This is a genomic window from Pseudomonas sp. LBUM1646 (assembly GCF_059716165.1).
Map to the genome: position 1 here is coordinate 6,405,040 of NZ_CP166810.1, position 24,356 is coordinate 6,429,395.

General features: G+C 60.3%; 18 protein-coding genes. 13 read left to right on the plus strand and 5 right to left on the minus strand.

All coding sequences use genetic code 11. The features are described 5' to 3' along the window. Positions 1 to 398 precede the first annotated feature (398 nt). Complete coding sequence (locus ACA071_RS29235; RefSeq protein WP_497642201.1) at positions 399 to 1,775, minus strand: L-serine ammonia-lyase; 1,377 nt, start codon at positions 1,773 to 1,775, stop codon at positions 399 to 401. A 435-nt stretch (positions 1,776 to 2,210) separates the two neighbouring features. On the opposite strand from ACA071_RS29235, the gene ACA071_RS29240 reads away from it, so the two are divergent. The 3 genes from ACA071_RS29240 to choV all read left to right on the plus strand — a co-directional run bounded on the left by ACA071_RS29240 (position 2,211) and on the right by choV (position 5,245). After that, a complete protein-coding gene (locus ACA071_RS29240; RefSeq protein WP_497642202.1) occupies positions 2,211 to 3,158 on the plus strand; it encodes a choline ABC transporter substrate-binding protein in 948 nt (315 codons plus the stop codon). 66 nt (positions 3,159 to 3,224) lie between these two features. Continuing rightward, positions 3,225 to 4,070: a choline ABC transporter permease subunit gene (gene choW, locus ACA071_RS29245; RefSeq protein ID WP_133835662.1), complete on the plus strand. Its 846-nt coding sequence runs from the start codon at positions 3,225 to 3,227 to the stop codon at positions 4,068 to 4,070. Then, positions 4,067 to 5,245, plus strand: coding sequence for a choline ABC transporter ATP-binding protein (choV, locus tag ACA071_RS29250; RefSeq protein WP_497642203.1), 1,179 nt, complete (start codon positions 4,067 to 4,069; stop codon positions 5,243 to 5,245). Before choW ends, choV begins: the two co-directional genes overlap by 4 nt. A gap of 238 nt (positions 5,246 to 5,483) precedes the next feature. Here the strand turns inward: choV and ACA071_RS29255 are convergent, their stop codons facing one another. Next, positions 5,484 to 7,433 carry a BCCT family transporter gene (locus ACA071_RS29255; protein WP_497645400.1) on the minus strand — a complete coding sequence of 650 codons (1,950 nt, stop codon included), beginning with the start codon at positions 7,431 to 7,433 and terminating at the stop codon, positions 5,484 to 5,486. A gap of 379 nt (positions 7,434 to 7,812) precedes the next feature. On the opposite strand from ACA071_RS29255, the gene betI reads away from it, so the two are divergent. The 9 genes from betI to yccS all read left to right on the plus strand — a co-directional run bounded on the left by betI (position 7,813) and on the right by yccS (position 21,909). After that, positions 7,813 to 8,406, plus strand: coding sequence for a transcriptional regulator BetI (gene betI, locus ACA071_RS29260; RefSeq protein WP_497642204.1), 594 nt, complete (start codon positions 7,813 to 7,815; stop codon positions 8,404 to 8,406). 107 nt (positions 8,407 to 8,513) lie between these two features. Beyond that, complete coding sequence (betB, locus tag ACA071_RS29265; RefSeq protein WP_497642205.1) at positions 8,514 to 9,986, plus strand: betaine-aldehyde dehydrogenase; 1,473 nt, start codon at positions 8,514 to 8,516, stop codon at positions 9,984 to 9,986. A 154-nt stretch (positions 9,987 to 10,140) separates the two neighbouring features. Beyond that, positions 10,141 to 11,844, plus strand: a complete 1,704-nt coding sequence (gene betA, locus ACA071_RS29270) for a choline dehydrogenase (protein ID WP_497642206.1) — start codon at positions 10,141 to 10,143, stop codon at positions 11,842 to 11,844. A 253-nt stretch (positions 11,845 to 12,097) separates the two neighbouring features. Then, positions 12,098 to 13,540 (plus strand): TldD/PmbA family protein, encoded by a 1,443-nt coding sequence (locus ACA071_RS29275; RefSeq protein ID WP_497642207.1) that lies wholly within the window; start codon positions 12,098 to 12,100, stop codon positions 13,538 to 13,540. Further along, on the plus strand, positions 13,540 to 14,889 hold the full coding sequence (locus ACA071_RS29280; protein WP_497642208.1) for a TldD/PmbA family protein: 1,350 nt from the start codon (positions 13,540 to 13,542) through the stop codon (positions 14,887 to 14,889). Before ACA071_RS29275 ends, ACA071_RS29280 begins: the two co-directional genes overlap by 1 nt. Before the next feature lie 188 nt (positions 14,890 to 15,077). After that, positions 15,078 to 16,505, plus strand: coding sequence for a multidrug transporter subunit MdtD (gene mdtD / locus ACA071_RS29285; protein WP_497642209.1), 1,428 nt, complete (start codon positions 15,078 to 15,080; stop codon positions 16,503 to 16,505). A 259-nt stretch (positions 16,506 to 16,764) separates the two neighbouring features. Then, on the plus strand, positions 16,765 to 18,150 hold the full coding sequence (dbpA, locus tag ACA071_RS29290; RefSeq protein WP_497642210.1) for an ATP-dependent RNA helicase DbpA: 1,386 nt from the start codon (positions 16,765 to 16,767) through the stop codon (positions 18,148 to 18,150). 132 nt (positions 18,151 to 18,282) lie between these two features. Beyond that, entirely contained in the window at positions 18,283 to 19,461 is a 1,179-nt protein-coding gene (locus ACA071_RS29295; RefSeq protein WP_497642211.1) for a BaiN/RdsA family NAD(P)/FAD-dependent oxidoreductase, read from the plus strand. A gap of 264 nt (positions 19,462 to 19,725) precedes the next feature. Continuing rightward, positions 19,726 to 21,909, plus strand: a complete 2,184-nt coding sequence (yccS, locus tag ACA071_RS29300) for a YccS family putative transporter (RefSeq protein WP_497642212.1) — start codon at positions 19,726 to 19,728, stop codon at positions 21,907 to 21,909. 93 nt (positions 21,910 to 22,002) lie between these two features. On the opposite strand, the gene ACA071_RS29305 is transcribed toward yccS, so the two are convergent. Next, the gene (locus ACA071_RS29305) at positions 22,003 to 22,740 is read right to left on the minus strand and encodes a substrate-binding periplasmic protein (protein ID WP_497642213.1); all 738 of its coding nucleotides are present in this window, start codon (positions 22,738 to 22,740) and stop codon (positions 22,003 to 22,005) included. A 265-nt stretch (positions 22,741 to 23,005) separates the two neighbouring features. Between ACA071_RS29305 and ACA071_RS29310 the strand changes: the two genes are divergently transcribed. Further along, positions 23,006 to 23,458, plus strand: a complete 453-nt coding sequence (locus ACA071_RS29310; protein WP_497642214.1) for a GNAT family N-acetyltransferase — start codon at positions 23,006 to 23,008, stop codon at positions 23,456 to 23,458. A gap of 96 nt (positions 23,459 to 23,554) precedes the next feature. Here the strand turns inward: ACA071_RS29310 and ACA071_RS29315 are convergent, their stop codons facing one another. After that, a complete protein-coding gene (locus tag ACA071_RS29315; RefSeq protein WP_123369167.1) occupies positions 23,555 to 23,851 on the minus strand; it encodes a winged helix-turn-helix domain-containing protein in 297 nt (98 codons plus the stop codon). 12 nt (positions 23,852 to 23,863) lie between these two features. After that, complete coding sequence (locus ACA071_RS29320; protein WP_497645401.1) at positions 23,864 to 24,355, minus strand: M48 metallopeptidase family protein; 492 nt, start codon at positions 24,353 to 24,355, stop codon at positions 23,864 to 23,866. Between the last annotated feature and the right edge of the window lies 1 nt (position 24,356).

Below are 24,356 nucleotides of genomic sequence, written 5' to 3' on the forward strand. Positions count from 1 at the left end.
TTCAATAACTCCTGAAAACGACGTCGCGGCGTGTCTATATAAGCCGTGCGCAGAGTGGGGGTTATAAGTGCCATCAAAGCGAGCAAATGCGCTACGCCGCAGGGTGTGAGCAAATCGGTAGCACTTGTGGGAACAGGGGCTGCGAGGTGCTGGAGAAGAGTGTCACCACAAGCACAGGTGACAGGCGGTAATGGCCAACTTGGATCCCGAATCGCGGGAAAGGGGCTTGTCTGATAACGACGCGCTAAAAGGTGGCGCGTTTTTGTTTCGGTGTTCACTTAGCGCGCAGTTTTGACCGGTCTGGCGCTATCGCGAGCAAGCTTTGCTCCTACAGAGGATCACCGACAATCCGTAGGAGCAAAGCTTGCTCGCGATGCAGGCAACTCGGTCTTACTGAATCAACACTCCACCGCACTCACCGCCAACCCACCGCGCGATGTCTCTTTATATTTGTCATGCATGTCCGCGCCGGTATCACGCATGGTGCGGATCACCCGATCCAGCGAGATAAAGTGCTGACCATCCCCGCGCAACGCCATCTGCGCCGCGTTGATCGCTTTCACCGCCGCAATCGCATTACGCTCGATACACGGCACCTGCACCAACCCGCCCACCGGGTCGCAGGTCAGGCCGAGGTTGTGTTCCAGGCCGATCTCCGCCGCGTTGCACAACTGCTCCGGCGTAGCGCCGAGAATCTCCGCCAACCCTGCTGCTGCCATGGCGCAGGCCGAACCGACTTCGCCCTGGCACCCGACTTCGGCACCGGAGATCGACGCGTTCTTCTTGCACAGAATCCCCACCGCAGCGGCGCTGAGGAAATAGTCGACCACGTTGGCCTCAGTCACCACTTCGCTGAACTTCATAAAGTAGTGCAACACCGCCGGGATGATCCCCGCCGCGCCGTTGGTCGGCGCCGTGACCATGCGCCCACCCGCCGCGTTCTCTTCGTTGACCGCCAGGGCGAACAGGTTGACCCATTCCATCGCGCTCAACGTCGAGCCGATCACATTGGGCTTGCCCAGCTCTTGCAGGCTGCGATGCAACTTGGCCGCACGCCGACGCACGTTCAAGCCACCCGGCAGAATGCCTTCGTGCTTGAGCCCCTGGTCGACGCAATCCTGCATGGCGCGCCAGAGTTTCATCAGGCCGGCGCGGATTTCTTCTTCGCTGCGCCAGACCTTCTCGTTGGCCAGCATCAGCTCGGCCACCCGCAGGTTGTGCTTCTGGCACAGCTCAAGCAGTTCCACCGCACTGGAGAAGTCATAAGGCAACACGGTGCGATCCAGATCCACCACGCCACTGGCTGCCTGCGCCTCATCGACGACAAAACCGCCGCCAATCGAATAGTAGGTGTCGCGGTGCAGCTCCCCGTGATCGCCTTCTACAATTAATGTCATGGCATTCGGGTGAAAAGGCAGGTTTTCATCGATCAGGCGCATGTCCCGGGCCCAGATGAAGGGCACCGACAAACGACCGTCGAGCAACAAGGTGTGGGTTTCGCGCAGACTTTCGATATGCAGGCCGATTTTCGACGGATCGATCGCGTCCGGCCACTCGCCCATCAGACCCATGATCACGGCGTTATCGCTGCCGTGACCGATGCCGGTGGCCGATAGCGAGCCGTAAAGCTGAACTTCGACACGTCTTACTTGTTCCAAAAGACCCTGCTCACGCAAACCTTGCACGAACAGCGCCGCTGCCCGCATCGGGCCGACGGTGTGTGAACTGGAAGGGCCAATGCCAATTTTGAACAGGTCGAAAACGCTGATAGCCATTACTGCCGAACTCCTGGATGTGCCAACTCCAGGCGCAAAAGCGCCCAGTGACGGAGCTGCTACGCTCAAGCTGCAATCCGCCGAGATGGCCGCATCATCGGGCTTTTGCGGTGTTGTTCGACGTCTCACACCGACGCACTCATGCCCACCAACGCCGCGAGTCATCAGCACTACGTTTTCACGCTTTTTTTACGGTTCAACGGAGCAGAAAGGGCTGAAAATAGCTGTAAACGACCTCACCAACACTGGATGCGACCATCCCTGTACTGGTTACGACGCACCCTGTAGGCGTCAGATTTTCACTGGTACATGATCGTATCGACTCGATTGCAAGGCGCCGTGGTAGAGCTGTCTCCAAAACGCCATCCAACCGCAACCTATAAGTGCGGTGGTCCAGTCGGAACACTGCCAAAAAAAACACCAAGGAGTCCACCCATGAAAGGTTCCCCGTCGTTGTTGTTGGCCGCCATGCTGAGTCTGCCGTTACTGGCTCAAGCCGCAGAACCCGCTCAGTGCAGCACCGTAAACTTCTCTGATGTCGGCTGGACCGACATCACCGCGACTACCGCGACCACCAGCGTTGTCCTCGACGCCCTGGGCTACAAAACCAAGACCACCATGATTTCCGTGCCCGTGACCTACAAGTCCCTGGCTGATGGCAAGAACATGGACGTGTTCCTCGGTAACTGGATGCCGACCATGGAAAACGACATCAAGGCCTACCGCGATGCGGGCACCGTTGACGTCGTGCGCACCAACCTCACCGGCGCCAAGTACACCCTCGCCGTCCCGCAAGCGCTGTACGACAAAGGTCTGCATGACTTCGCCGACATCGCCAAATTCAAGAAAGAACTCGACGGCAAGATCTACGGCATCGAGCCGGGCAACGACGGCAACCGCCTGATCCAGACCATGATCGACAAGGATGCCTTCGGTCTCAAAACCGCCGGCTTCAAAGTCGTCGAGTCCAGCGAAGCGGGGATGCTGTCGCAGGTCGACCGCGCCCAGAAACGCGATACCGCCGTGGTCTTCCTCGGCTGGGCACCGCACCCGATGAACAAGCGCTTCAAAATTCAATACCTGACCGGTGGCGATGACTTCTTCGGCGCGGACTTCGGTGCCGCCACAGTGGCCACCAACACCCGCAAGGGCTACGTCCAGGAATGCAGCAACGTCGGCACTCTGCTGAAAAACCTGGAATTCACCGTAGACATGGAAAGCGCGCTGATGGGCAACATCCTGGACGACAAGATGAAGCCTGACGCAGCAGCCAAGGCCTGGCTGAAAAAGAATCCACAGGTGCTCGATACCTGGCTCGCTGGCGTGACCACCATTGACGGTAAACCAGGCCTGGAGGCCGTGAAAGCCAAGCTCGCGCAGTAATCGCTTACGCCGGACGGTTTCGGCCGTCCGGGCTGTTTATCTCCTTGCATGCGGACGTTCACTACCATGCTGATTGATCAGAAAATCCCCCTAGGCCAGTACATCGCGGGCTTCGTTGAATGGTTGACGCAACACGGCGCCAACACCTTCGACGCAATCGCCGTGACACTGGAAACGATGATCCACGGCGTGACGTTCGCGCTGACCTGGTTCAACCCGCTGGCATTGATCGGCCTCATCGCGCTACTGGCACACTTCATTCAACGAAAGTGGGGACTGACCGTTTTCGTCATCGCCTCCTTTCTGCTGATCCTCAACCTGGGGTATTGGCAGGAAACCATGGAAACCCTCGCCCAGGTGCTGTTCGCCACCCTGGTCTGCGTGGTCATCGGCGTGCCGTTGGGCATCGTCGCCGCGCACAAACCGATGTTCTACACACTGATGCGTCCGGTGCTCGATCTGATGCAGACCGTGCCGACCTTCGTGTACCTCATTCCTACCCTGACCCTCTTCGGGCTGGGTGTGGTCCCGGGCCTGATCTCGACGGTGGTGTTCGCGATTGCCGCGCCGATCCGCCTGACCTACCTGGGTATCCGTGATGTTCCCGCAGAATTGATGGACGCCGGCAAAGCCTTCGGCTGCTCGCGACGTCAGCTGCTTGCACGCATCGAACTGCCCTACGCCATGCCCAGCATCGCGGCCGGTATCACCCAGTGCATCATGCTGTCCTTGTCGATGGTGGTGATCGCCGCACTGGTGGGCGCCGACGGTTTGGGCAAACCTGTGGTCAACGCACTGAACACCGCCGATATTGCCCTGGGCTTCGAAGCCGGGTTGGCAATCGTACTGCTGGCGATCATGCTCGACCGTATCTGCAAACAACCCGACGCTAAAGTAGGGGGTGACGCATGAGCATTATTCGCTTCGAAGACGTCGACGTGATCTTCTCCAAAGACCCGCGTGAGGCGCTCAAACTCCTCGACCAAGGCATGACCCGCGACCAGATCCTGAAAAAAACCGGGCAGATCGTCGGCGTTGAAAAAGCCAGCCTGGACGTCGAAAAAGGTGAAATCTGCGTTCTGATGGGCCTGTCCGGCTCCGGCAAGTCCAGCCTGCTGCGCTGCATCAACGGCCTCAACACGGTCAGCCGTGGCAAATTGTTCGTCGAGCACGAAGGCAAGCAGATCGATATCGCCTCCTGCACCCCGGCAGAACTGAAAATGATGCGCACCAAGCGCATCGCGATGGTGTTCCAGAAGTTCGCCCTGATGCCTTGGCTGACCGTTCGCGAGAACATCAGTTTCGGTCTGGAAATGCAGGGCCGCCCTGAGAAAGAACGCCGTAAATTGGTGGACGACAAGCTTGAGCTGGTGGGCCTGACCCAATGGCGCAACAAGAAGCCCGATGAACTCTCCGGCGGTATGCAGCAACGCGTCGGCCTGGCTCGCGCCCTGGCGATGGACGCCGACATCCTGCTGATGGATGAACCGTTCTCGGCCCTCGACCCGCTGATCCGCCAAGGCCTGCAAGACGAACTGCTGGAACTGCAAAGCAAGCTCAACAAGACCATCGTGTTCGTAAGCCATGACCTTGATGAAGCGCTGAAGCTCGGCAGCCGTATTGCGATCATGAAAGACGGCCGCATTGTGCAGTACAGCGTGCCGGAAGAAATCGTGCTGAACCCGGCGGACGATTACGTGCGCACCTTCGTGGCCCACACCAACCCGCTGAACGTTTTGTGCGGTCGCAGCCTGATGCGCACGCTGGACAACTGCAAACGCATCAACGGTTCCGTGTGCCTGGATCCGGGCGGCGATTCGTGGCTGGACCTGGCCGAAGGCAACACCATCAAGGGCGCACGCCAGAACGGCGCGAGCCTGGACCTGCAGAACTGGGCGCCAGGGCAAGCGGTTGAAGGGCTGGGTCGCCGGCCAACGCTGGTGGACTCGAACATCGGCATGCGCGATGCGTTGCAGATTCGTTATCAGACCGGCAACAAACTGGTGTTGCACGACAACAACAAAGTGGTCGGGATTCTCGGCGACAGCGAGCTGTACCACGCGCTGCTCGGCAAGAACCTGGGGTAAGGCAACAGACACAAAAACGCCGCGAGAGGTGATCGTTCCCACGTTCTGCTGATCGTTCCCACGCGACCCGTGGGAATGCAGCCCGGGACGCTCCGCGTCCCATCAAGAGCCAAACGCGGAGCGTCCGGGGCGGCATTCCCACGCAGAGCGTGGGAACGATCAACGAGGCAAAAAAAAGGGGCTCAACTTGAGCCCCTTTGCGTTCCCACGCCGAGCGCGGGAACGATCATCTCGCTACTCAGCTATAGACACGGCCAAGGAGCTGCCGATGGCTTTCAAACTGATCGAGCACGTCGCGGGTGATCTGATCCTGAGCGAAGCCCATCAGGTCATAGTCCTGGCTGCCGTTGTGCAGGTACACCTCGGCGCGGTAGTAGCGTGCACGCGGTTCATCAGCACTTTCGGCCGACACCGTCTCGCTCGCCGCCGCCAGGTAGCCGTCCAGGCTCACTTCGTAGACAAAAGGGTTGCCCTCTTCCATCTCGATGCGCAGGCCCATGCAACGTTTGGATTTACCGAGCAACGTTTGCACGTCCAGGCCTTGAGCGCGCAACTGCACCGCCGCATCTTCCAGTGCCGGGCTGACTTGCTTGTCCATGAAGCGCTGCACGATCGACTGGTTCGGCTGCAGGTCCAGTTGGGTCAAGCGCTCGCTGAAACCACGCCGACCGCGTGCGGCCAACTCCGCTTGCTCCTGTTCGACCTGCACATCCTGGCGCATCTGCTTGTGCAAACCGAACATGAAGAACACCAGCACCACCGAGAACGGCAGGCCGGCCAGCACCACCATGGTTTGCATGGCTTCGAAGTTACCGGCGAACAGCAGGCCGATGGTCACCAGGGTAATCACCGCCGACCAGAAGATCCGCAACCAATGCGGCGCATCTTCATCAACGTTGCCGCCCTTGCAGGACAGGTTGGCCATCATCACCGCGCCGGAATCCGCCGGGGTCAGGAACAGCACGAAACCGACAAAGATCGACACACCGATCACAATCTTCGACGCTGGGTAATGCTCCAGCAACTGGTAGATCGCCATGGACGGCTGTTCCAGCGCCGTCTTCCCAAGCTCCACCGCCCCATGGTTCATCACCAGGTCCAGGGCCGAGTTACCGAAGATCGACAGCCACGCCAGGGTGAAACCCAGCGGGATCAGCAGCACGCCGGCTACCAGTTCACGCACCGTGCGACCACGGGAAATACGCGCGATAAACATGCCTACGAATGGCGCCCAGGAAATCCACCAGGCCCAGTAGAACAGGGTCCACAGGCCCAACCAGCGGTCGGACTTGTCACTGTCGCCTTCGTACACATAGAGATCGAAGGTCTTCAGCACAGCGCCGTTCAGGTAATCACCAATGTTCTGCACGAAGGCGTTGAGCAGGTGCAGGGTCGGGCCGAACAGCAGCACGAAAATCAGCAGGCCGCTGAACAGCACGATGTTCAGGTTGGACAGACGGCGAATACCGTTTTCCACGCCGGACACGGCAGCGATGGTCGCCACGGTGCTCATCACGATGATCACGATCAGCAGGTTGGTGTTGCTGTGTTCCATGCCGAACAGGTTTTCCAGGCCCGACGACACTTGCAGCGAACCAATCCCCAGGTTCGTCACCAGCCCCAGCAGGGTCACGAACATGCCGAAGCCGTCCACCGCATGCCCGGCCGCGCCTTTGACCCAGCGCTCGCCCACCAGCGGATACAGCGCCGAACGCAACGCCAGCGGCTGGTTATGACGGTACGCAAAGTACGCCACGGCCAAACCGACCAGTGCGTAGATCGCCCAGCCGTGCAGGCCCCAGTGCAGGAAGGTCAGTTGCACGGCCTGACGGGCAGCCATGTTGCTGGCGGCCACGCCTTCAGGTGGATTGAAGTAATGGTCCAGCGGCTCGGACGCACCGAAGTACAGCAGCGAGATGCCGATGCCCGACGAGAACAGCATCCCCGCCCAGGCGCCGTAGCTGAAGTCCGGGGTGTCGTCCTTGCTGCCCAGTTTGAGTTTGCCGTAGGACGAGAACGCCAGGCCGACGACGAATACCAGGTAGGCGGCGATCACCACCATGTAGTACCAGCCGAAACTGCGGGACAACCAGGCCTGGGCAATGCCGAGCAATCTGCCGGCCTCTTGCGGGGCGATGATCAGAATGGCGGTCAACAACAGGATCAACGCGGTAGAGGTGTAGAACACCCAACCGTTGACCGTCACCTTCTCGGGTGGGGTCTTTATAAGAGAGGCAGAACTCATGGCACAGATGCTCCGGGCAGTGCGGGAGAAGAACACAAGGCAACGCGTTACCCGACCAATCGGTTAGTTGGCAGCCGACCGGCGGGTGATATAAAGACAGCCCGAAAAAAGCCCGAAGCCCCGGAGCGCCAGTGCGCGGGGGTTTCGAGCGTTTTCAGATGTCGTTTTTCCGCCAGCTACACGTAGGAAAAACCGGTAGGTAGCGACGAATTGTCGCAGATCTTATTCTTTGTTGATTGAACGTTCAATCAAAACAAAATAGACTGGCCCTCAATCCGACAGACGTTTTTCGTCCGTCGGAAGGCCTAAGGAGATGTGCAAGATGCCCAAGGTCGGTATGCAACCCATCCGCCGCCAGCAATTGATCGAAGCCACATTGCAGGCGGTTGATCAGGTCGGAATGGGGGACGCCAGCATTGCGCTGATCGCCCGTTTGGCCGGTGTCTCGAATGGCATCATCAGTCACTATTTTCAGGACAAGAATGGCCTGATCGCCGCCACGATGCGGTATCTGATGAACGTCCTCAGCGAGAGCGTCACCGCGCGCCGCCAGGCGCTGGCAGATGACAGCCCACGGGCGCATCTGCAGGTGATTATCGAAGGCAACTTCGACGCCAGCCAAGTCAATGGCCCGGCAATGAAAACCTGGCTGGCCTTCTGGGCCACCAGCATGCACCAGCCGTCATTGCACAGGTTGCAGCGGATCAACGATCACCGTCTGTACTCCAACCTGTGCTGCCAGTTCCGCCGTGTGTTGCCGCTCGATGAGGCGCGCAACGCCTCCCGAGGCCTGGCAGCTTTGATTGACGGTTTGTGGTTGCGCGGCGCGCTGTCGGGAGACGCTTTCGACACCGGGCAGGCGCAACAGATCGCTTACGAATACATGGATTTCCAATTGGCCAAGCAGGTGAGCTAGAGCACACATAACCGCTCAGCCCCTGAACCGTCACTGATCAGCGTCGCCAACGCTACACGGCACGCCCAGCGACCAACGCCAACCACTTATGCACTTGCGAGGACACTATGGCCCGTTTCGAACTGCAAAAACTCTACATCGATGGCGGTTACTCCGACGCCAGCAGCGACGCCACCTTCGAAGCCATCAACCCGGCTAACGGTGAAGTCCTCGCAAAAGTACAGCGCGCGACCTTCGACGACGTCGAGCGTGCTGTGGTCAGCGCTGAAAAGGGCCAGAAAATCTGGGCTGCCATGACCGCCATGGAGCGTTCGCGCATCCTGCGTCGCGCCGTGGACATCCTGCGCGAGCGCAACGATGAACTGGCCGCCCTGGAAACCCTGGACACCGGCAAGTCGTACTCCGAAACCAAGTACGTCGACATCGTCACCGGCGCTGACGTGCTGGAGTACTACGCAGGCCTGGTGCCGGCTATCGAAGGCGAGCAGATTCCGCTGCGTACCACTTCGTTCGTCTACACCCGTCGCGAGCCGTTGGGCGTCGTCGCCGGTATCGGCGCGTGGAACTACCCGATCCAGATCGCCCTGTGGAAATCCGCGCCAGCCCTGGCCGCGGGTAACGCGATGATCTTCAAGCCAAGCGAAGTCACCTCGCTGACCACCCTGAAACTGGCCGAGATCTACACCGAAGCCGGCGTTCCGGCTGGCGTGTTCAACGTCCTGACCGGCAGCGGCCGTGAAGTTGGCACCTGGCTGACCGAGCACCCACGCATCGAAAAAATCTCCTTCACCGGCGGCACCGACACCGGCAAGAAGGTCATGGCCAGCGCTTCGAGCTCTTCGCTCAAAGAAGTGACCATGGAACTGGGCGGCAAATCCCCGCTGATCATTTTCGACGACGCCGACCTCGATCGCGCCGCCGACACCGCGATGATGGCCAACTTCTACAGCTCCGGCCAGGTCTGCACCAACGGCACTCGCGTGTTCATCCCGACGCATCTGAAAGCGGCTTTCGAAGCCAAGATCGCTGAGCGCGTTGCGCGCATCCGCATCGGTAACCCGGAAGACGAAAACACCAACTTCGGCCCGCTGGTCAGCTTCGCCCACATGGAAAGCGTGCTGGGTTACATCGCCAAAGGTAAGGAAGAAGGCGCTCGTGTTCTGTGCGGCGGCAACCGTCTGACCGACGGCGAATTCGCCAAAGGCGCGTTCGTGGCACCGACCGTGTTCACCGACTGCACCGACGAGATGACCATCGTTCGCGAAGAAATCTTCGGCCCGGTGATGGCGATCCTGACCTACGACACCGAAGAAGAAGTGATCCGTCGTGCCAACGACACCGACTTCGGCCTCGCTGCTGGCATCGTCACCAAAGACCTGAACCGTGCTCACCGCGTGATTCATCAACTGGAAGCCGGTATCTGCTGGATCAACGCCTGGGGCGAGTCCGACGCGAAGATGCCGGTCGGCGGCTACAAGCAGTCGGGTGTTGGCCGTGAGAACGGGATCAGCTCGCTGAACAACTTCACACGCATCAAATCGGTACAGGTCGAACTGGGCGATTACGCCTCGGTTTTCTAAGCAGACGCTGAAAACCCTGTAGCAGCTGCCGAGGCACGAGGCTGCGTTGCGCGTCCGCAGGACCGCCCCCGGGGGTCGCTGCGCAACCCAACGCAGCCTCGTGCCTCGGCAGCGGCTACAGGCGACCTGACCAACTTCAAAGAGGGTGCATTTAATGTCCCAAGAATTCGATTACATCATCATCGGTGCCGGCTCGGCCGGTAACACCCTGGCGACCCGTCTGACTGAAGACGAAGGCGTCACCGTCCTGCTGCTCGAAGCCGGCGGCCCGGATTACCGTTTCGACTTCCGCACGCAAATGCCGGCCGCCCTGGCGTTCCCGCTGCAAGGTCGCCGCTACAACTGGGCCTACGAAACCGATCCAGAGCCACACATGGACGGTCGCCGGATGGAATGCGGTCGCGGCAAGGGCCTCGGTGGTTCCTCGCTGATCAACGGCATGTGCTACATCCGCGGCAACGCGATGGACTACGACAACTGGTCGAAGCTGCCAGGTCTGGAAGATTGGGATTACCTCAACTGCCTGCCGTATTTCCGCAAAGCAGAAACTCGCGACATCGGCCCGAACGACTACCACGGTGGCGACGGTCCGGTCAGCGTGACCACGCCCAAAGCCGGCAACAACCCGCTGTTCCACGCGATGGTTGAAGCAGGCGTACAGGCCGGTTACCCGCGCACTGAAGACTTGAACGGTTACCAGCAAGAAGGCTTCGGCCCGATGGACCGTACCGTGACGCCGAATGGCCGTCGCGCCAGCACCGCTCGCGGTTACCTGGACACGGCCAAGAAGCGTTCGACTCTGACCATCGTCACCCACGCCCTGACCGACAAGATTCTGTTCGAAGGCAAGCGTGCGGTCGGCGTGCGTTACCTGATCGGCGCCGCTGAAGAGCGCGTTGAAGCCAAGGCGCGCAAAGAAGTGCTGTTGTGCTCCGGCGCCATCGCTTCGCCGCAGATCCTGCAACGCTCCGGCGTTGGCCCGGCCGAACTGCTGAACAAGCTCGATATCCCGGTGGTCCACGACCTGCCAGGCGTCGGCGAAAACCTGCAGGATCACCTCGAGTTGTACCTGCAATACGCTTGCACCCAACCGGTCTCGCTGTACCCGTCGCTGCTTTGGTACAACCAACCGGCTATCGGTGCCGAGTGGCTGTTCAACGGCACCGGCATCGGCGCCAGCAACCAGTTCGAAGCCGGCGGTTTCATCCGCACCCGCGAAGAATTCGATTGGCCGAACATCCAGTACCACTTCCTGCCAGTCGCGATTAACTACAACGGCAGCAACGGTGTGAAAGAGCACGGTTTCCAGGCGCACATGGGTTCCATGCGTTCGCCAAGCCGTGGTCGCGTCCAGGCCAAGTCGAAGGATCCGCGCGAGTACCCGAGCATCCTCTTCAATTACATGGCCACCGAGCAAGACTGGCAGGAATTCCGCGACGGCATCCGCCTGACCCGTGAAATCATGCAACAGCCTGCTTTGGACGCTTTCCGTGGTCGCGAAATCAGCCCGGGCATCGATGTGCAATCCGATGAGCAGTTGGACAAGTTCATCCGCGAACACGCCGAAACCGCGTTCCACCCGTCCTGCTCCTGCAAAATGGGCACCGACGAGATGGCCGTGGTTGACGCTGAAGGCCGCGTGCATGGCATGCAGAGCCTGCGTGTGGTCGATGCTTCGATCATGCCGATCATCACCACTGGCAACCTGAACGCGCCAACGATCATGATCGCCGAGAAAATCGCCGACAAGATCCGTGGTCGTCAGTCTCTGCCGCGTAGCACCGCCGCTTACTTCGTGGCCGGTGATGCACCGGTGCGTGGCAAGCCGATGCGGGATGTGAGTCCTACCGCGCAGTAACCTCCCCTGATCGTTCCCACGCTCTGCGTGGGAATGCATCCCGTGACGCTCTGCGTCACACAGCGGACGCAGAGCGTCCATGGCGGCATTCCCACGCAGAGCGTGGGAACGATCTCCGCACACCGGTAATCATTTCCTACACCTCTCCAAGCTTGATCCTACCCCCCGCGCAGGCCTAATCTAGCGCCACGCAAACGTTTCACCCCCCTCGCTGCACCGATACGCCGCTTCTCCAGACCAAGGAGGTTCTCGAATGTTCGATTTCCACCCCCAGCTCAAGCAGCGTTTTGCTGCCTTGCGCACGGGCGCTGAATTCTTTTCGCTGCGCTATGTACGCGAGTCCGGCCAGTACCTGTCAGTACGCAAGAACGTCGCCGAACCGCCAAGCCTGAGCCGTGATGAAGGCGCGATGCTGACCGTTCGGGTCAACGGCGTCGAAGCCTACGCCGCCACCAACGACCTGTCGCAACAAGGCTTGCAAGCAGCGCTGGACAAGGCCGAGCAACAAGCCCGCCGACTCAAGCCCCACGCTTTGCTCGACCTGAGTGCGCAAGTGGTCTCCAGCGACCGCGCCGACTACTTTTCGCCGAACCTCGACCAGCCCTTCCCGTCCCTGAGCGATTGCTACCAACTGCTCGGCGCCGAATCCGCCGCCGTGCCCAAGGACGAGCGACTGGTGAACTGGGAAGTCAGCATCGGCATCACCAACGTCGAGCAAATCTACCTCAGCAACGCCGGCGCCGAACTGCGCCAGGCCCAGCGTTTCGTCTACCCGAGCCTCGAAGTCACCGCCTACGACGGCAACGACAGCCAGACCCGCACTCTGGGCCGCGAGAACTTCGGCCAACAGGGTGGTTTCGATGTGATCAGCCGCTGTGGCCTGGTCGGTGCAGGCCCGAAAATCGCCGATCAGGCACTGCAATTGCTGCTGGCGCCGAACACCCCGAAAGGCCCGCGCGACCTGCTGTTGATGCCGGACCAGATGATGCTGCAGATCCACGAATCCATCGGTCACCCGCTGGAACTGGACCGCATCCTCGGTGACGAGCGCAATTACGCCGGCACCAGTTTCGTCAAGGCCGAAGACTTTGGCCGCCTGCAATACGGCTCCAAACTGCTCAACGTGACCTTCGACCCGGACATCCCGGAACAACTGGCCAGTTACGGTCACGATGACGACGGTACTGCCGCGAGCAAACAATTCCTGATTAAAGAAGGCCTGTTGCTGCGCCCATTGGGCGGCGCACTGTCGCAATTTCGTGCCGGCATGGACGGCGTGGCCAACAGCCGTGCCTGCAGCTGGAACCGTCCGCCGATCGACCGCATGGCCAACCTGAACATCGAGTCCGGCGATCAACCGCTGGAACAGATGATCGGCAATATCGAACACGGCATCTTGATGAGCACCAACCGTTCCTGGTCCATCGACGATGCGCGCAACAAGTTCCAGTTCGGCTGCGAATGGGGCCAGTTGATCGAAAACGGCGAACTCAAAGGCGTGGTCAAGAACCCCAACTACCGGGCCATTTCTGCGCATTTCTGGAAGAGCCTCAGCGCTGTCGGCAACGCCGACACCGTCAAGGTTCTGGGCACGCCAAACTGCGGCAAAGGCGAGCCGAACCAGGTGATCCGCGTCGGCCATGCGTCGCCGGCCTGTGTGTTTAGCAATGTGGATGTGTTTGGGGGAGATGCCTGATGACTCACTTTACGAGCGCCCCGAACAACCAGGCCGAGTCGTTCAATGTCTTGGTCAACTGGGTGCGCGATGCGATTCGCGAGCCTGAACAATTCACCCTCAGCTACGCCGCCGAGTCCTCGGCCTTCGTGCGGTTCAACCACGCCAAGGTCCGTCAGGCCGGGCAGGTGCAACAGGCGAGCGTCGGTTTCAAACTGATCAACGAGGGTCGCCACGCCGACCTGAACATCACGCTGTCGGGTGATGCCGAAGTCGATGTGCAGCGCTTGGTCGAAGGCCTGCAACAGTTGCGCGAAACCCTGCCGTTACTGCCGCAGGATCCGTATCTGCTGCTCAACCACGACGGCTGGCAGAGCAAGAACGTGCAGGACCATCCGCTGCCGGACACTGAGCAGGTCGTGGCTGAAATCACCCAGGCCGCCGAAGGACTGGACCTGGTGGGTTTCTACGCGGCCGGGCCAATCAGTCGCGGCTTCGCCAGTTCGGCGGGCGCGTTCGGCTGGCATCAAGCGAATAGCTTCAACTTCGATTTCAGTCTGGTCCATGAAAACGGCCAAGCGGTGAAAGCCAGTTACGCCGGGCACGACTGGAACAGCGAAGGATTTGCCAAGCGCTTCCAGCAGGCACGCGAGCAGTTGGCGTTTCTCGGACGGCCGCTGCGCACCTTGGCACCGGGGCAGTACCGCGCTTACCTGGCACCCGCCGCCATGGAAGAAATCATGGACATGCTCGGCTGGGGTGGTTTCTCGGCGCAGTCGATTGCCAGCAAGAACAGCCCGCTGCAGAAGCTTTACGCGGGCGACCAATCGTTCAGCCCGTTGGTGTCCGTCGATGAAAAGGTCAGCGGCTCCCTGAGCCCGGCGTTTTCCAGCGAAGGGTATCCGCGCAGCGATCTGGGGTTGATCGTCGAAGGCAAGGCCGGCGCGCAAATGGTCAGCTCACGCAGTGCTGCGGAATACGGCCTGGCGGCCAACGGTGCCGGCGGCGGTGAAATGCCGAGTGCGTTGAACATGGCGGCCGGCGCGTTGCCAGAAGCCGAGATTCTCAAGCAACTGGGCACGGGGCTGTACATCAGTAACCTCTGGTACCTGAACTACTCGGACCAACCTGCCGCACGCCTGACTGGCATGACGCGGTTTGCGACGTTCTGGGTCGAGAACGGCGAGATCCAGGCACCAGTGAGCACCATGCGCTTTGATGACAGCGCCTACAACCTGCTCGGTTCGCAGCTTGAGGCGTTGACCCAGGAGCGCGAGTTGCTGTTGTCGGCGAGTACGTACAGTCAGCGGGCGACGGCATCGGCGTTGTTGCCGGGGGCGCTTGTCAGCCGACTCACTTTAACGCTGTAAACACCGTGTAGCAGCTGGCGAAGCCTGCGTTCGAGGACGCAGTCCTCGCCAGTTCAGCAAACGCGGTATTACAGACGGAACGCGGTTGCCGGTTTGCGAGGACTTCGTCCTCGAACGCAGGCTTCGCCAGCTGCTACAGGGCTTCATCATTCTGCGGATTGTTTCATCTCACACCTACAAGAGGTCCCATGCCCAACCGCCCGCCTCTCGACGCTGTCACTGCCCGCTGGTTGCCGTGGGTCGTCGCCATTGCCTTCTTCATGCAGTCCCTCGACGGGACCATCCTCAACACCGCCCTGCCGGCCATGGCCCTGGACTTGGCGGAGAACCCGCTGCGCATGCAAGGCGTGATCATCGCCTACATGCTCACCGTCGCCTTGCTGATTCCTGCCTCGGGCTGGATCGCCGACCGTTTCGGCACCAAGAAGATCTTCTTCGGCGCGATCCTGTTGTTCAGCATCGGCTCGTTGCTCTGCGCGTTATCGAGCACGCTGACCATGTTGATCGGCGCCCGGATCATTCAAGGCCTGGGCGGTGCCTTGATGTTGCCGGTTGGACGGCTGGTGGTGCTGCGAGCCTACCCGCGCTCGGAACTGGTGCGGATCATGGGTTTCATCACCATTCCCGGTCTGCTCGGCCCGTTGCTTGGGCCAACCACGGGCGGCTGGATGGTGCAGTACTTGTCGTGGCATTGGATCTTTTTGATCAACCTGCCGGTCGGGGTGATCGGTTGCTACGCGGTGTGGAAATTCATTCCTGACCTGCGCGGCAGCGAACGCACGCGTTTCGATAGCCTGGGCTTTCTGCTGTTTGGCGCGGCGATGGTGCTGATCACCATCGCCATGGAAGGCCTCGGCGAATTGCACCTGCCGCATCTACGGGTGATGTTGCTGCTGTTCGGCGGCATGGCCTGTCTGGCGGCGTACTGGCTACGGGCCGGGCACATTGATAATCCGCTGTTCGCGCCGTCGTTGTTCAAGACTCGGACTTTTGCCGTGGGTATTCTCGGCAACCTGTTCGCCCGTCTGGGCAGCGGCGCCCTGCCGTTCCTTGTGCCCTTGCTGCTGCAAGTGGCGTTGGGTTATTCGCCGTCCCAGGCCGGGATGAGCATGTTGCCCCTGGCCGCGGCGGCGATGCTCGCCAAGTCCGTGGCGCGACCGCTGATCGAACGCTTCGGTTATCGCATCATCCTGACCGGCAACACGCTGGCGCTGGGCGTCATGCTGGCGAGCATGGGCCTGGTCAGCGAGCAAACGCCGTACTGGTTGTTGCTGGTGATGCTGGCGATTGCCGGCGCGATCAACTCCTTGCAGTTCACCGCGATGAACACCGTGACCCTGATCGACCTCGACGATGCCAGCGCCAGCAGTGGTAACAGCCTGTTGTCGGTGGTGGCGCAATTGTCGCTCAGCCTCGGTGTTGCATGCGCCGGTGCCCTGCTCGGTGGCTTTACGGCAGAGGTCGGAAACGATGGCGTGGAAACGGTTTTGGGCGCATTCCAACTGACCTTTGTGACGGTCGGAATCATGGCCATGCTGGCTGCGACGATCTTCTCCCAGCTTTCACCAACCGATGGCCGACGGACAGTCAGCCGCGAACACGACATAGAACACTGACCCGTAGCAGCTGCCGAGGCACGAGGCTGTGTTGCGTGTTTGCAGGACCGCCCTCGGGGGCCGCTTCGCAGCCCGACGCAGCCTCGTGCCTCGGCAGCTGCTACAAATGCGAGGCTGCGTTGCGTGTTTGCAGGACCGCCCTCGGGGGCCGCTTCGCAGCCCGACGCAGCTGCTACAACATGACTTCTCGTCCAGAATTTGCAGGTGCAGCGTGCAGGCCTGATACACTGCGCGACATTTTGTTTTGCAGGCCCGTCCCGTGACCACCATCGCCACCGCTTTTAATACTTTGCCGCTGTCCGCCGCCATGCTGGCTAACCTCGACTCCCTCGGTTATGCCCAGATGACGCCGATCCAGGCGCAAAGCTTGCCGGTGATCCTCAAGGGGATGGACCTGATCGCCCAAGCCAAGACCGGCAGCGGCAAGACTGCTGCCTTCGGTATCGGCCTGCTGAACCCGATCAATCCGCGCTTCTTCGGTTGTCAGGCGCTGGTCATCTGCCCGACTCGCGAGCTGGCGGACCAGGTTGCCAAGGAACTCCGTCGTCTGGCCCGTGCCGAAGACAACATCAAGATCCTGACATTGTGCGGCGGCGTGTCCTTCGGCCCGCAGATCGGCTCCCTGGAGCACGGCGCGCACATCATCGTCGGCACCCCGGGCCGGATTCAGCAGCACCTGCGCAAGGGTTCGCTGATCCTGCATGGCCTGAACACCCTGATCCTCGACGAAGCCGACCGCATGCTCGACATGGGTTTCTACGACTCCATCGAAGAAATCATTGCCCAGACCCCGGAACGTCGCCAGACCTTGCTGTTCTCGGCCACGTACCCGTCGGGCATCAAGCAATTGGCCGCAAAGTTCATGCGCAACCCGCAAATCGTCAAAGCCGAAGCGTTCCACGACGACACGCAGATCGAGCAGCGCTTCTACGAAATCTCCCCGGACGAGCGCATGAGCGCCGTGACCAAAGTGCTTGGCCACTTCCGTCCGGCGTCTTGCGTGGCGTTCTGCTACACCAAGCAGCAGGTTCAGGAAACCGTTGATCACCTGACCTCCAAAGGTATTTCTGCTGTCGGCCTGCACGGCGACCTGGAACAGCGTGACCGCGACCAGGTGCTGGCGATGTTCTCCAACCGCAGTACCTCGGTACTGGTTGCCACCGACGTTGCCGCTCGCGGTCTCGATATCGATGCGCTGGACATGGTGATCAACGTCGAACTGGCCCGTGACTCGGAAATCCACATCCACCGTGTTGGCCGTACCGGCCGCGCCGGTGAGAAAGGGATTGCGATCAGCCTGGTGGCGCCGTCCGAAGCCATCCGCGCCCAAGCCATCGAGAAACTGCAACAGTCGCCGTTGAACTGGGATCAGATCGACAACCTCACCTCCCAGGGTGGCGGTCCGCTGCTGCCGGTGATGAGCACGCTGTGCATCGGCGCTGGCCGTAAAGACAAAGTTCGTCCGGGCGACATTCTGGGTGCTCTGACAGGCGATGCCGGTATTCCGGGCGCCCAGGTGGGCAAGATCGCGATTTTCGACTTCCAGGCGTATGTGGCGGTTGAGCGTGGCATTGCCAAGCAGGCCTTGCAGCGTTTGAACGACGGCAAGATCAAGGGTCGTTCGTTGCGCGTTCGCATCCTCTGAACCTGATCGTTCCCACGCTCCGCGTGGGAATGCATCCCGTGACGCTCCGCGTCACATAACGGCGGGCGCAGAGCGTCCATGGCGGCATTCCCACGCAGAGCGTGGGAACGATCATTGTGTGAGGACACCGTTTTGCGCTCTACCGAAGTCGTGATCATTGGCGCTGGCGCCGCAGGGTTGATGTGTGCGCTGACCGCCGCCGGGCGCGGGCGCAAGGTGATGTTGCTCGACCACGCCAACAAGGCCGGCAAGAAAATCCTGATGTCGGGCGGTGGCCGCTGCAATTTCACCAACATGTACACCGAACCAAGCAATTTTCTCTCGCAGAACGAACACTTCTGCAAATCCGCACTGGCCCGTTACACCCAGTGGGATTTCATCGGCATGGTCGCCAAACATGGCGTGCCGTACCACGAGAAAAAACTCGGCCAGCTGTTCTGCGATAACAAATCCAGCGACATCCTCGAGATGCTGCTCAACGAGTGCGATCAGGTCGGCGTCAGCCTGCACCTGGACACCTCGATCCAGACCATCGAGAAACTCGAAAGCGGTTACCTGCTGGACACCACGCTCGGTCAGTTGACCTGCGAATCCCTGGTCATCGCTACAGGCGGTTTGTCGATCCCAACGCTGGGCGCCACCGGTTTCGGTTACCAAGTGGCCAAGCAATTCGGCCACGACCTGCTGCCAACCCGCGCCGGCCTGGTGCCGTTCACCATCACCGATCAGCTCAAAGAACTGTGTACCGAGCTGTCCGGTACGTCGGTGGATTGTCTGGTGAGCTGCAACGAACAAAGCTTTCGCGAGAACATCCTGTTCACTCACCGTGGCCTCAGCGGCCCGGCGATTTTGCAGATTTCTTCGTTCTGGGAATCCGGCGACACGGTAGAAATCAACCTGATGCCGGACCACGACGTGCCGAGCTGGCTGCAACAGCAACAGGCCGAACGTCCGAACAGCGAGTTGAAAACCCTGCTGGGGGAAATCTTCACCAAGAAGATGGCCAACTTGCTGGCGGACAACTGGTTCGTCTCCAAACCGATGAAGCAATACACCCACGCGGAAATCGCCGACATCGCCGAAAAACTGGCGAGCTGGAAAGTCGTGCCCGCCGGCACCGAAGGCTACCGCACCGCTGAAGTGACGTTGGGCGGGGTCGACACCCACGAAGTGTCGTCCAAGACCATGGAATCGCTGAAAAGCCCTGGGCTGTATTTCATCGGCGAAGTGCTCGACGTTACCGGGCATTTGGGCGGCTTCAACTTCCAGTGGGCCTGGGCCTCGGGTTACGCCGCCGCGCAGTACGCCTGACCCCACCACTCGGTGCAGGAGCTGTGTAGGAGCTGTCGAGTGAAACGAGGCTGCGATCTTTTGACTTTGCTTTTTAAAGGCAAGATCAAAAGATCGCAGCCTCGTTTCACTCGACAGCTCCTACAGGGGATTTCATTTCAAGGTGATAACCCCATGTTCACCACGCAAGGAACAGATTTTGCTGTCAGATGTGATCGGCGCCATTGCGTCGGCGTCATTACTGGCTCAATTTAGCGTCATCGCCTCGGAAGGCCCTCGCACTTCATGTCATCGACCCCATTCAGTCAGTCTCTGCGTCGCCTCTGGGCGCTGGATAAATTCAGTTACAGCGTAAGGGTGTTCATCGCCCTGACCGGCAGCATGGCCGTCTGTTGGTATCAGGATGAAATGGGGCTATTGATCCCGTTGTTCCTGGGCATCATCGCCAGCGCTTTGGCCGAGACCGACGACAGTTGGCAGGGCCGCCTCAACGCGCTGGCCGTGACGCTGGTGTGTTTCAGCATCGCCGCATTCTCGGTCGAATTGCTCTTCCCCTACCCCGTCATCTTTATCATCGCTCTGGCATTGGCCGCCTTCGGCCTGACCATGCTCGGCGCCCTCGGCGAACGCTATGGCGCGATTGCCTCGGCAACGTTGATCCTGTCGGTCTACACCATGATCGGCGTGGACCAGCGTGGCGGCGCGGTGACCGATTTCTGGCACGAGCCAGTGCTGCTGGTGGCCGGTGCAGCCTGGTACGGTTTGCTCTCGGTGTTGTGGCAGGCGCTGTTTTCCAACCAGCCAGTGCAGCAGAGCCTGGCGCGGTTGTTCCGGGAATTGGGTTTGTACCTGAAGCTCAAATCGTCGCTGTTCGAACCGATCCGGCAGATGGACGTGGAAGCACGACGCCTGGAACTGGCCCAGCAAAACGGTCGAGTGGTCGCCGCCCTGAACGTGGCCAAGGAAATCATCCTGCACCGTGTCGGCAATGGTCGGCCGGGCTCGAAAGTCAGCCGTTACCTTAAGCTGTACTTCCTCGCCCAGGACATCCACGAGCGCGCCAGTTCCTCGCACTACCCTTACAATGCCCTGGCCGATGCGTTCTTCCACAGCGACGTGATGTTCCGTTGCCAGCGCCTGCTGCGTCAGCAAGGCAAAGCCTGCCGCGCCCTGGCGGAATCAATCCAGATGCGCCAGCCGTTCGTCTATGACGCCAGCTTCGCCGAAGCCCTGAGCGACTTGCACGCCTCCCTCGAACACCTGCGCATCCAGAGCAACCCGGCCTGGCGCGGGTTGCTGCGCTCATTGCGCGCACTGGCGGCCAACCTCGGCACGCTCGACCGCTTGCTCAGCGACGCGAGCAACCCCGACGCCCTCGCCGACGCCACCGACAGCAGCCTGCTCGACCGTTCACCGCGCAACCTCAAGGATGTGTGGCTGCGCTTGCGCACACAACTGACGCCGACGTCGCTGCTGTTCCGCCACGCCCTGCGCTTGCCCCTGGCGTTGAGCATCGGCTACGGCATGGTGCATTTGATTCACCCGTCCCAGGGTTACTGGATCATCCTCACCACGCTGTTTGTCTGTCAGCCGAACTACGGCGCGACCCGGCGCAAACTCGGCCAACGGATCATCGGCACCGCCATCGGCCTGACCCTGGCCTGGGCGCTGTTCGATCTGTTCCCGAACCCGCTGGTGCAGTCGTGCTTCGCCATCGCCGCCGGCGTGGTGTTCTTTATCAACCGCACCACCCGCTACACCTTGGCGACGGCGGCGATCACCTTGATGGTGTTGTTCTGCTTCAACCAGGTCGGCGACGGTTATGGGCTGTTCCTGCCGCGCCTGTTCGATACCTTGGTCGGTAGCCTGATCGCCGGGCTCGCGGTGCTGCTTTTCCTGCCGGACTGGCAGGGCCGACGCCTGAACAAAGTGCTGGCCAACACCCTGACCTGCAACAGCATTTACCTGCGCCAGATCATGCAGCAATACGCCGCCGGAAAAAGTGACGACCTGGCGTATCGGCTGGCCCGACGCAATGCGCACAACGCCGATGCGGCGCTGTCGACTACGTTGGCGAACATGCTGATGGAGCCTGGGCATTTCCGAAAGGAAGCGGATGTCGGTTTCCGCTTTCTGGTGTTGTCCCACACGCTGCTGAGCTACTTGTCAGGGCTGGGCGCGCATCGGGAAACACAATTGCCGCCGGATGTGCGCGAGCATTTGATCGACGGCGCTGGCGTGAGTCTGGCGGCGAGCATCGATGAGATCGCGCAGGGGCTGGCGAGCAAACTGCCGGTGGCGATTCAGAGCGATGCGGAAGAAGCACTGGCCAATGAGCTGGAACAGATGCCCGATGAGATTGATGAAGGCCAGCGATTGGTTCAGACGCAGTTGGCGTTGATTTGCCGGCAGTTGGGGCCGTTGCGCACGTTGGCGGCGCATCTGATTAAAGACACCAGCGAGACCTGAGATTTGCAGTGGCTGGGCGGGCTTGCTCGCGAAGGCGTCATCAGCCACACCACCAACCAACTTGCTGCTTGAGGCTCAAAACTTGCCGCTGCCCTACATCCCATGCTGCTTCATCAACCGCTCGTAACTCCCGTCCGCCTTCATCGCCGCAATCTCCCGATCAAAACCCGCCACAATTTGCTCATGCGCCGGGTTCTTCAGGCTGACCAAAATGTGCAGGCTGTTCTCGCTCAATGGCTTGGGCAGGAACTCCACGGAGTTACGGACTTTGGAGGACTCCCGGGCCAGGTAGTAGCGGGCGACGAACTCATCCTCCAGGGTCAGCTTGACCCGGTCGGCCGCGAGCATGCGCACGGCCATAGCGAAGTTATGCACCGGGACTTTCTGCAGCGCCGCATCTTCATCGAATTCCGGTGAGTAGGCATAACCACGCACCACCGCAATCGGGTAGGTGTGCAGTTGCTGAAGGTTGTTGTATTCGATGGGCGCGTCTTTGCGCTTGATGAAGCGCACGCGGTTGAGCAGGTACTCAGAGGAAAACTGCCCGAGCTTGGTCCGGTCGTCGTTGTACCAGGCGTTGACCAGCACGTCGTAGCGGCCCTCGCCCACGCCCAGCAAGGCGCGCGCCCATGGCACCTGTTCGAAATCGCTGGCATAACCGGCCCGGGCCAGCGCGGTGCTGACGATGTCAGTGGCCAAGCCACCATTGACCAGCGTGGCATCGGTAAAGGGCGGCCAGGCATCGGCCACCAGACGCAGCTTTTCCGCTGCCGCGGTCTGAGTCAGCAACAGCAATCCAATCAAAGCAAAAGCTCGATGCAATCGCGGCATGCTAGAAAATCCTTAGCGGGCGGGCTGCCCGACGTGTTTTTCAGCCAAAACTCCAAAACTCCAAGACTCGAATACCGGCGTAGCGGTACTAAACCTTAGCTCATTGAAGCCACTGCACAGCGCTGACTTGCAGATTACACAAAGAAGACAACGCCGCGCTAAATGAATGATGGCATTTTGGCCTTTGTCACAGATTTCTCAGCCATCAAGACATCTTTCGTCAGGGCGCTTAGTATCGGAAGGACGAAGTTCAAGGAATGTGAAGATGACAATCGAGTGGGTTTGCAAACATCACAGCGATCTCGGGAAAGAGCAGCTGTATGCCATTTTGAAACTGCGTGCCGAGGTGTTTGTCGTCGAGCAGCGCTGTGCTTATCAGGACGTCGACGGCCAGGACCTGGAAGGTGACACCTGCCATTTGATGGGCTGGAACGACGATACGCTGGTGGCGTACCTGCGTTTGCTCGACCCGGAATTACAGGGCGGTGATGTGGTGATCGGGCGGGTGGTGACGGCGCCTGAAGGTCGTGGCCAGGGGCTGGGGCACGTAATGATGGAACAGGCATTGAAGCAGGCTGAGAAGCGCTGGCCTGAAGTGCCGATTTATCTGTCGGCGCAGGCGCATTTGCAGGGGTATTACGGGCGGTACGGGTTTGTCGTGGCGGGTGAGGAATATCTGGAGGATGACATTCCACATATCGGGATGCGTCGTTCCTGAGGGCCCTTTCGCGAGCAGGCTCGCTCCCACAAGGGTACGCATTCCAATGTGGGAGGGGGCTTGCTCGCGAAGGCATCAGAACAGGCGCCACAACTATCAGGGATATTCCAACACCGCTTTAATCTGCCGCAAATTACGCTCGATCCACCCCCGATCAATCGCCCCCCACTCGCGAATCCGATAACGCCCGGCATGATTGCGCGCGCCGTCTTCCTGCTCGAACTCACACACGATATCCAGATCCGCCAGCGCCGCAATGGTGTCCTGGGCCGTGCGCCGGGGCATGCCGGTGACTTCGGTCAATGCCGGGACGCTGCTGGCCAGCCCGCTGTCGATCAGGTACGCCACGTACAACCGGCGGTAGAAGCTGCTTTTGGTCTTGCTGACGTCCATCCAGACACTCCGTTATTGCATATCCCGCCACGTCAGATACACCCGTAGATCAAACTCCACCTGGTGATACCCCGGCAACATGTGTTCGCACAGCTTGTAGAACGCCTTGTTGTGATCCGACTCTTTGAAATGCGCCAGCTCATGCACCACGATCATTTTCAGAAACTCCGACGGCGCTTCCTTGAACAGCGACGCCACGCGGATTTCTTTCTTGGCCTTGAGCTTGCCACCCTGCACCCGGGAAATCGTGGTGTGCAGGCCGAGGGCGCGATGGGTCAGGTCCAGGCGGTTGTCGAATAACACCTTATCGATGGCCGGGGCGTTGCGCAGGTATTCCTGCTTCAGGTCCAGGGCATAGGTGTACAACGCCTTGTCGCTTTGCACGCCGTGCTTTTGCGGGTAACGCTGGCTCAGGTAGTCGCCCAGCCGACCGTCGGTGATCAGCTGACGCACCTGGTCCTGCAACGCAGCGGGATAGGCCTGGAGGTATTTCAACGCGGTCATT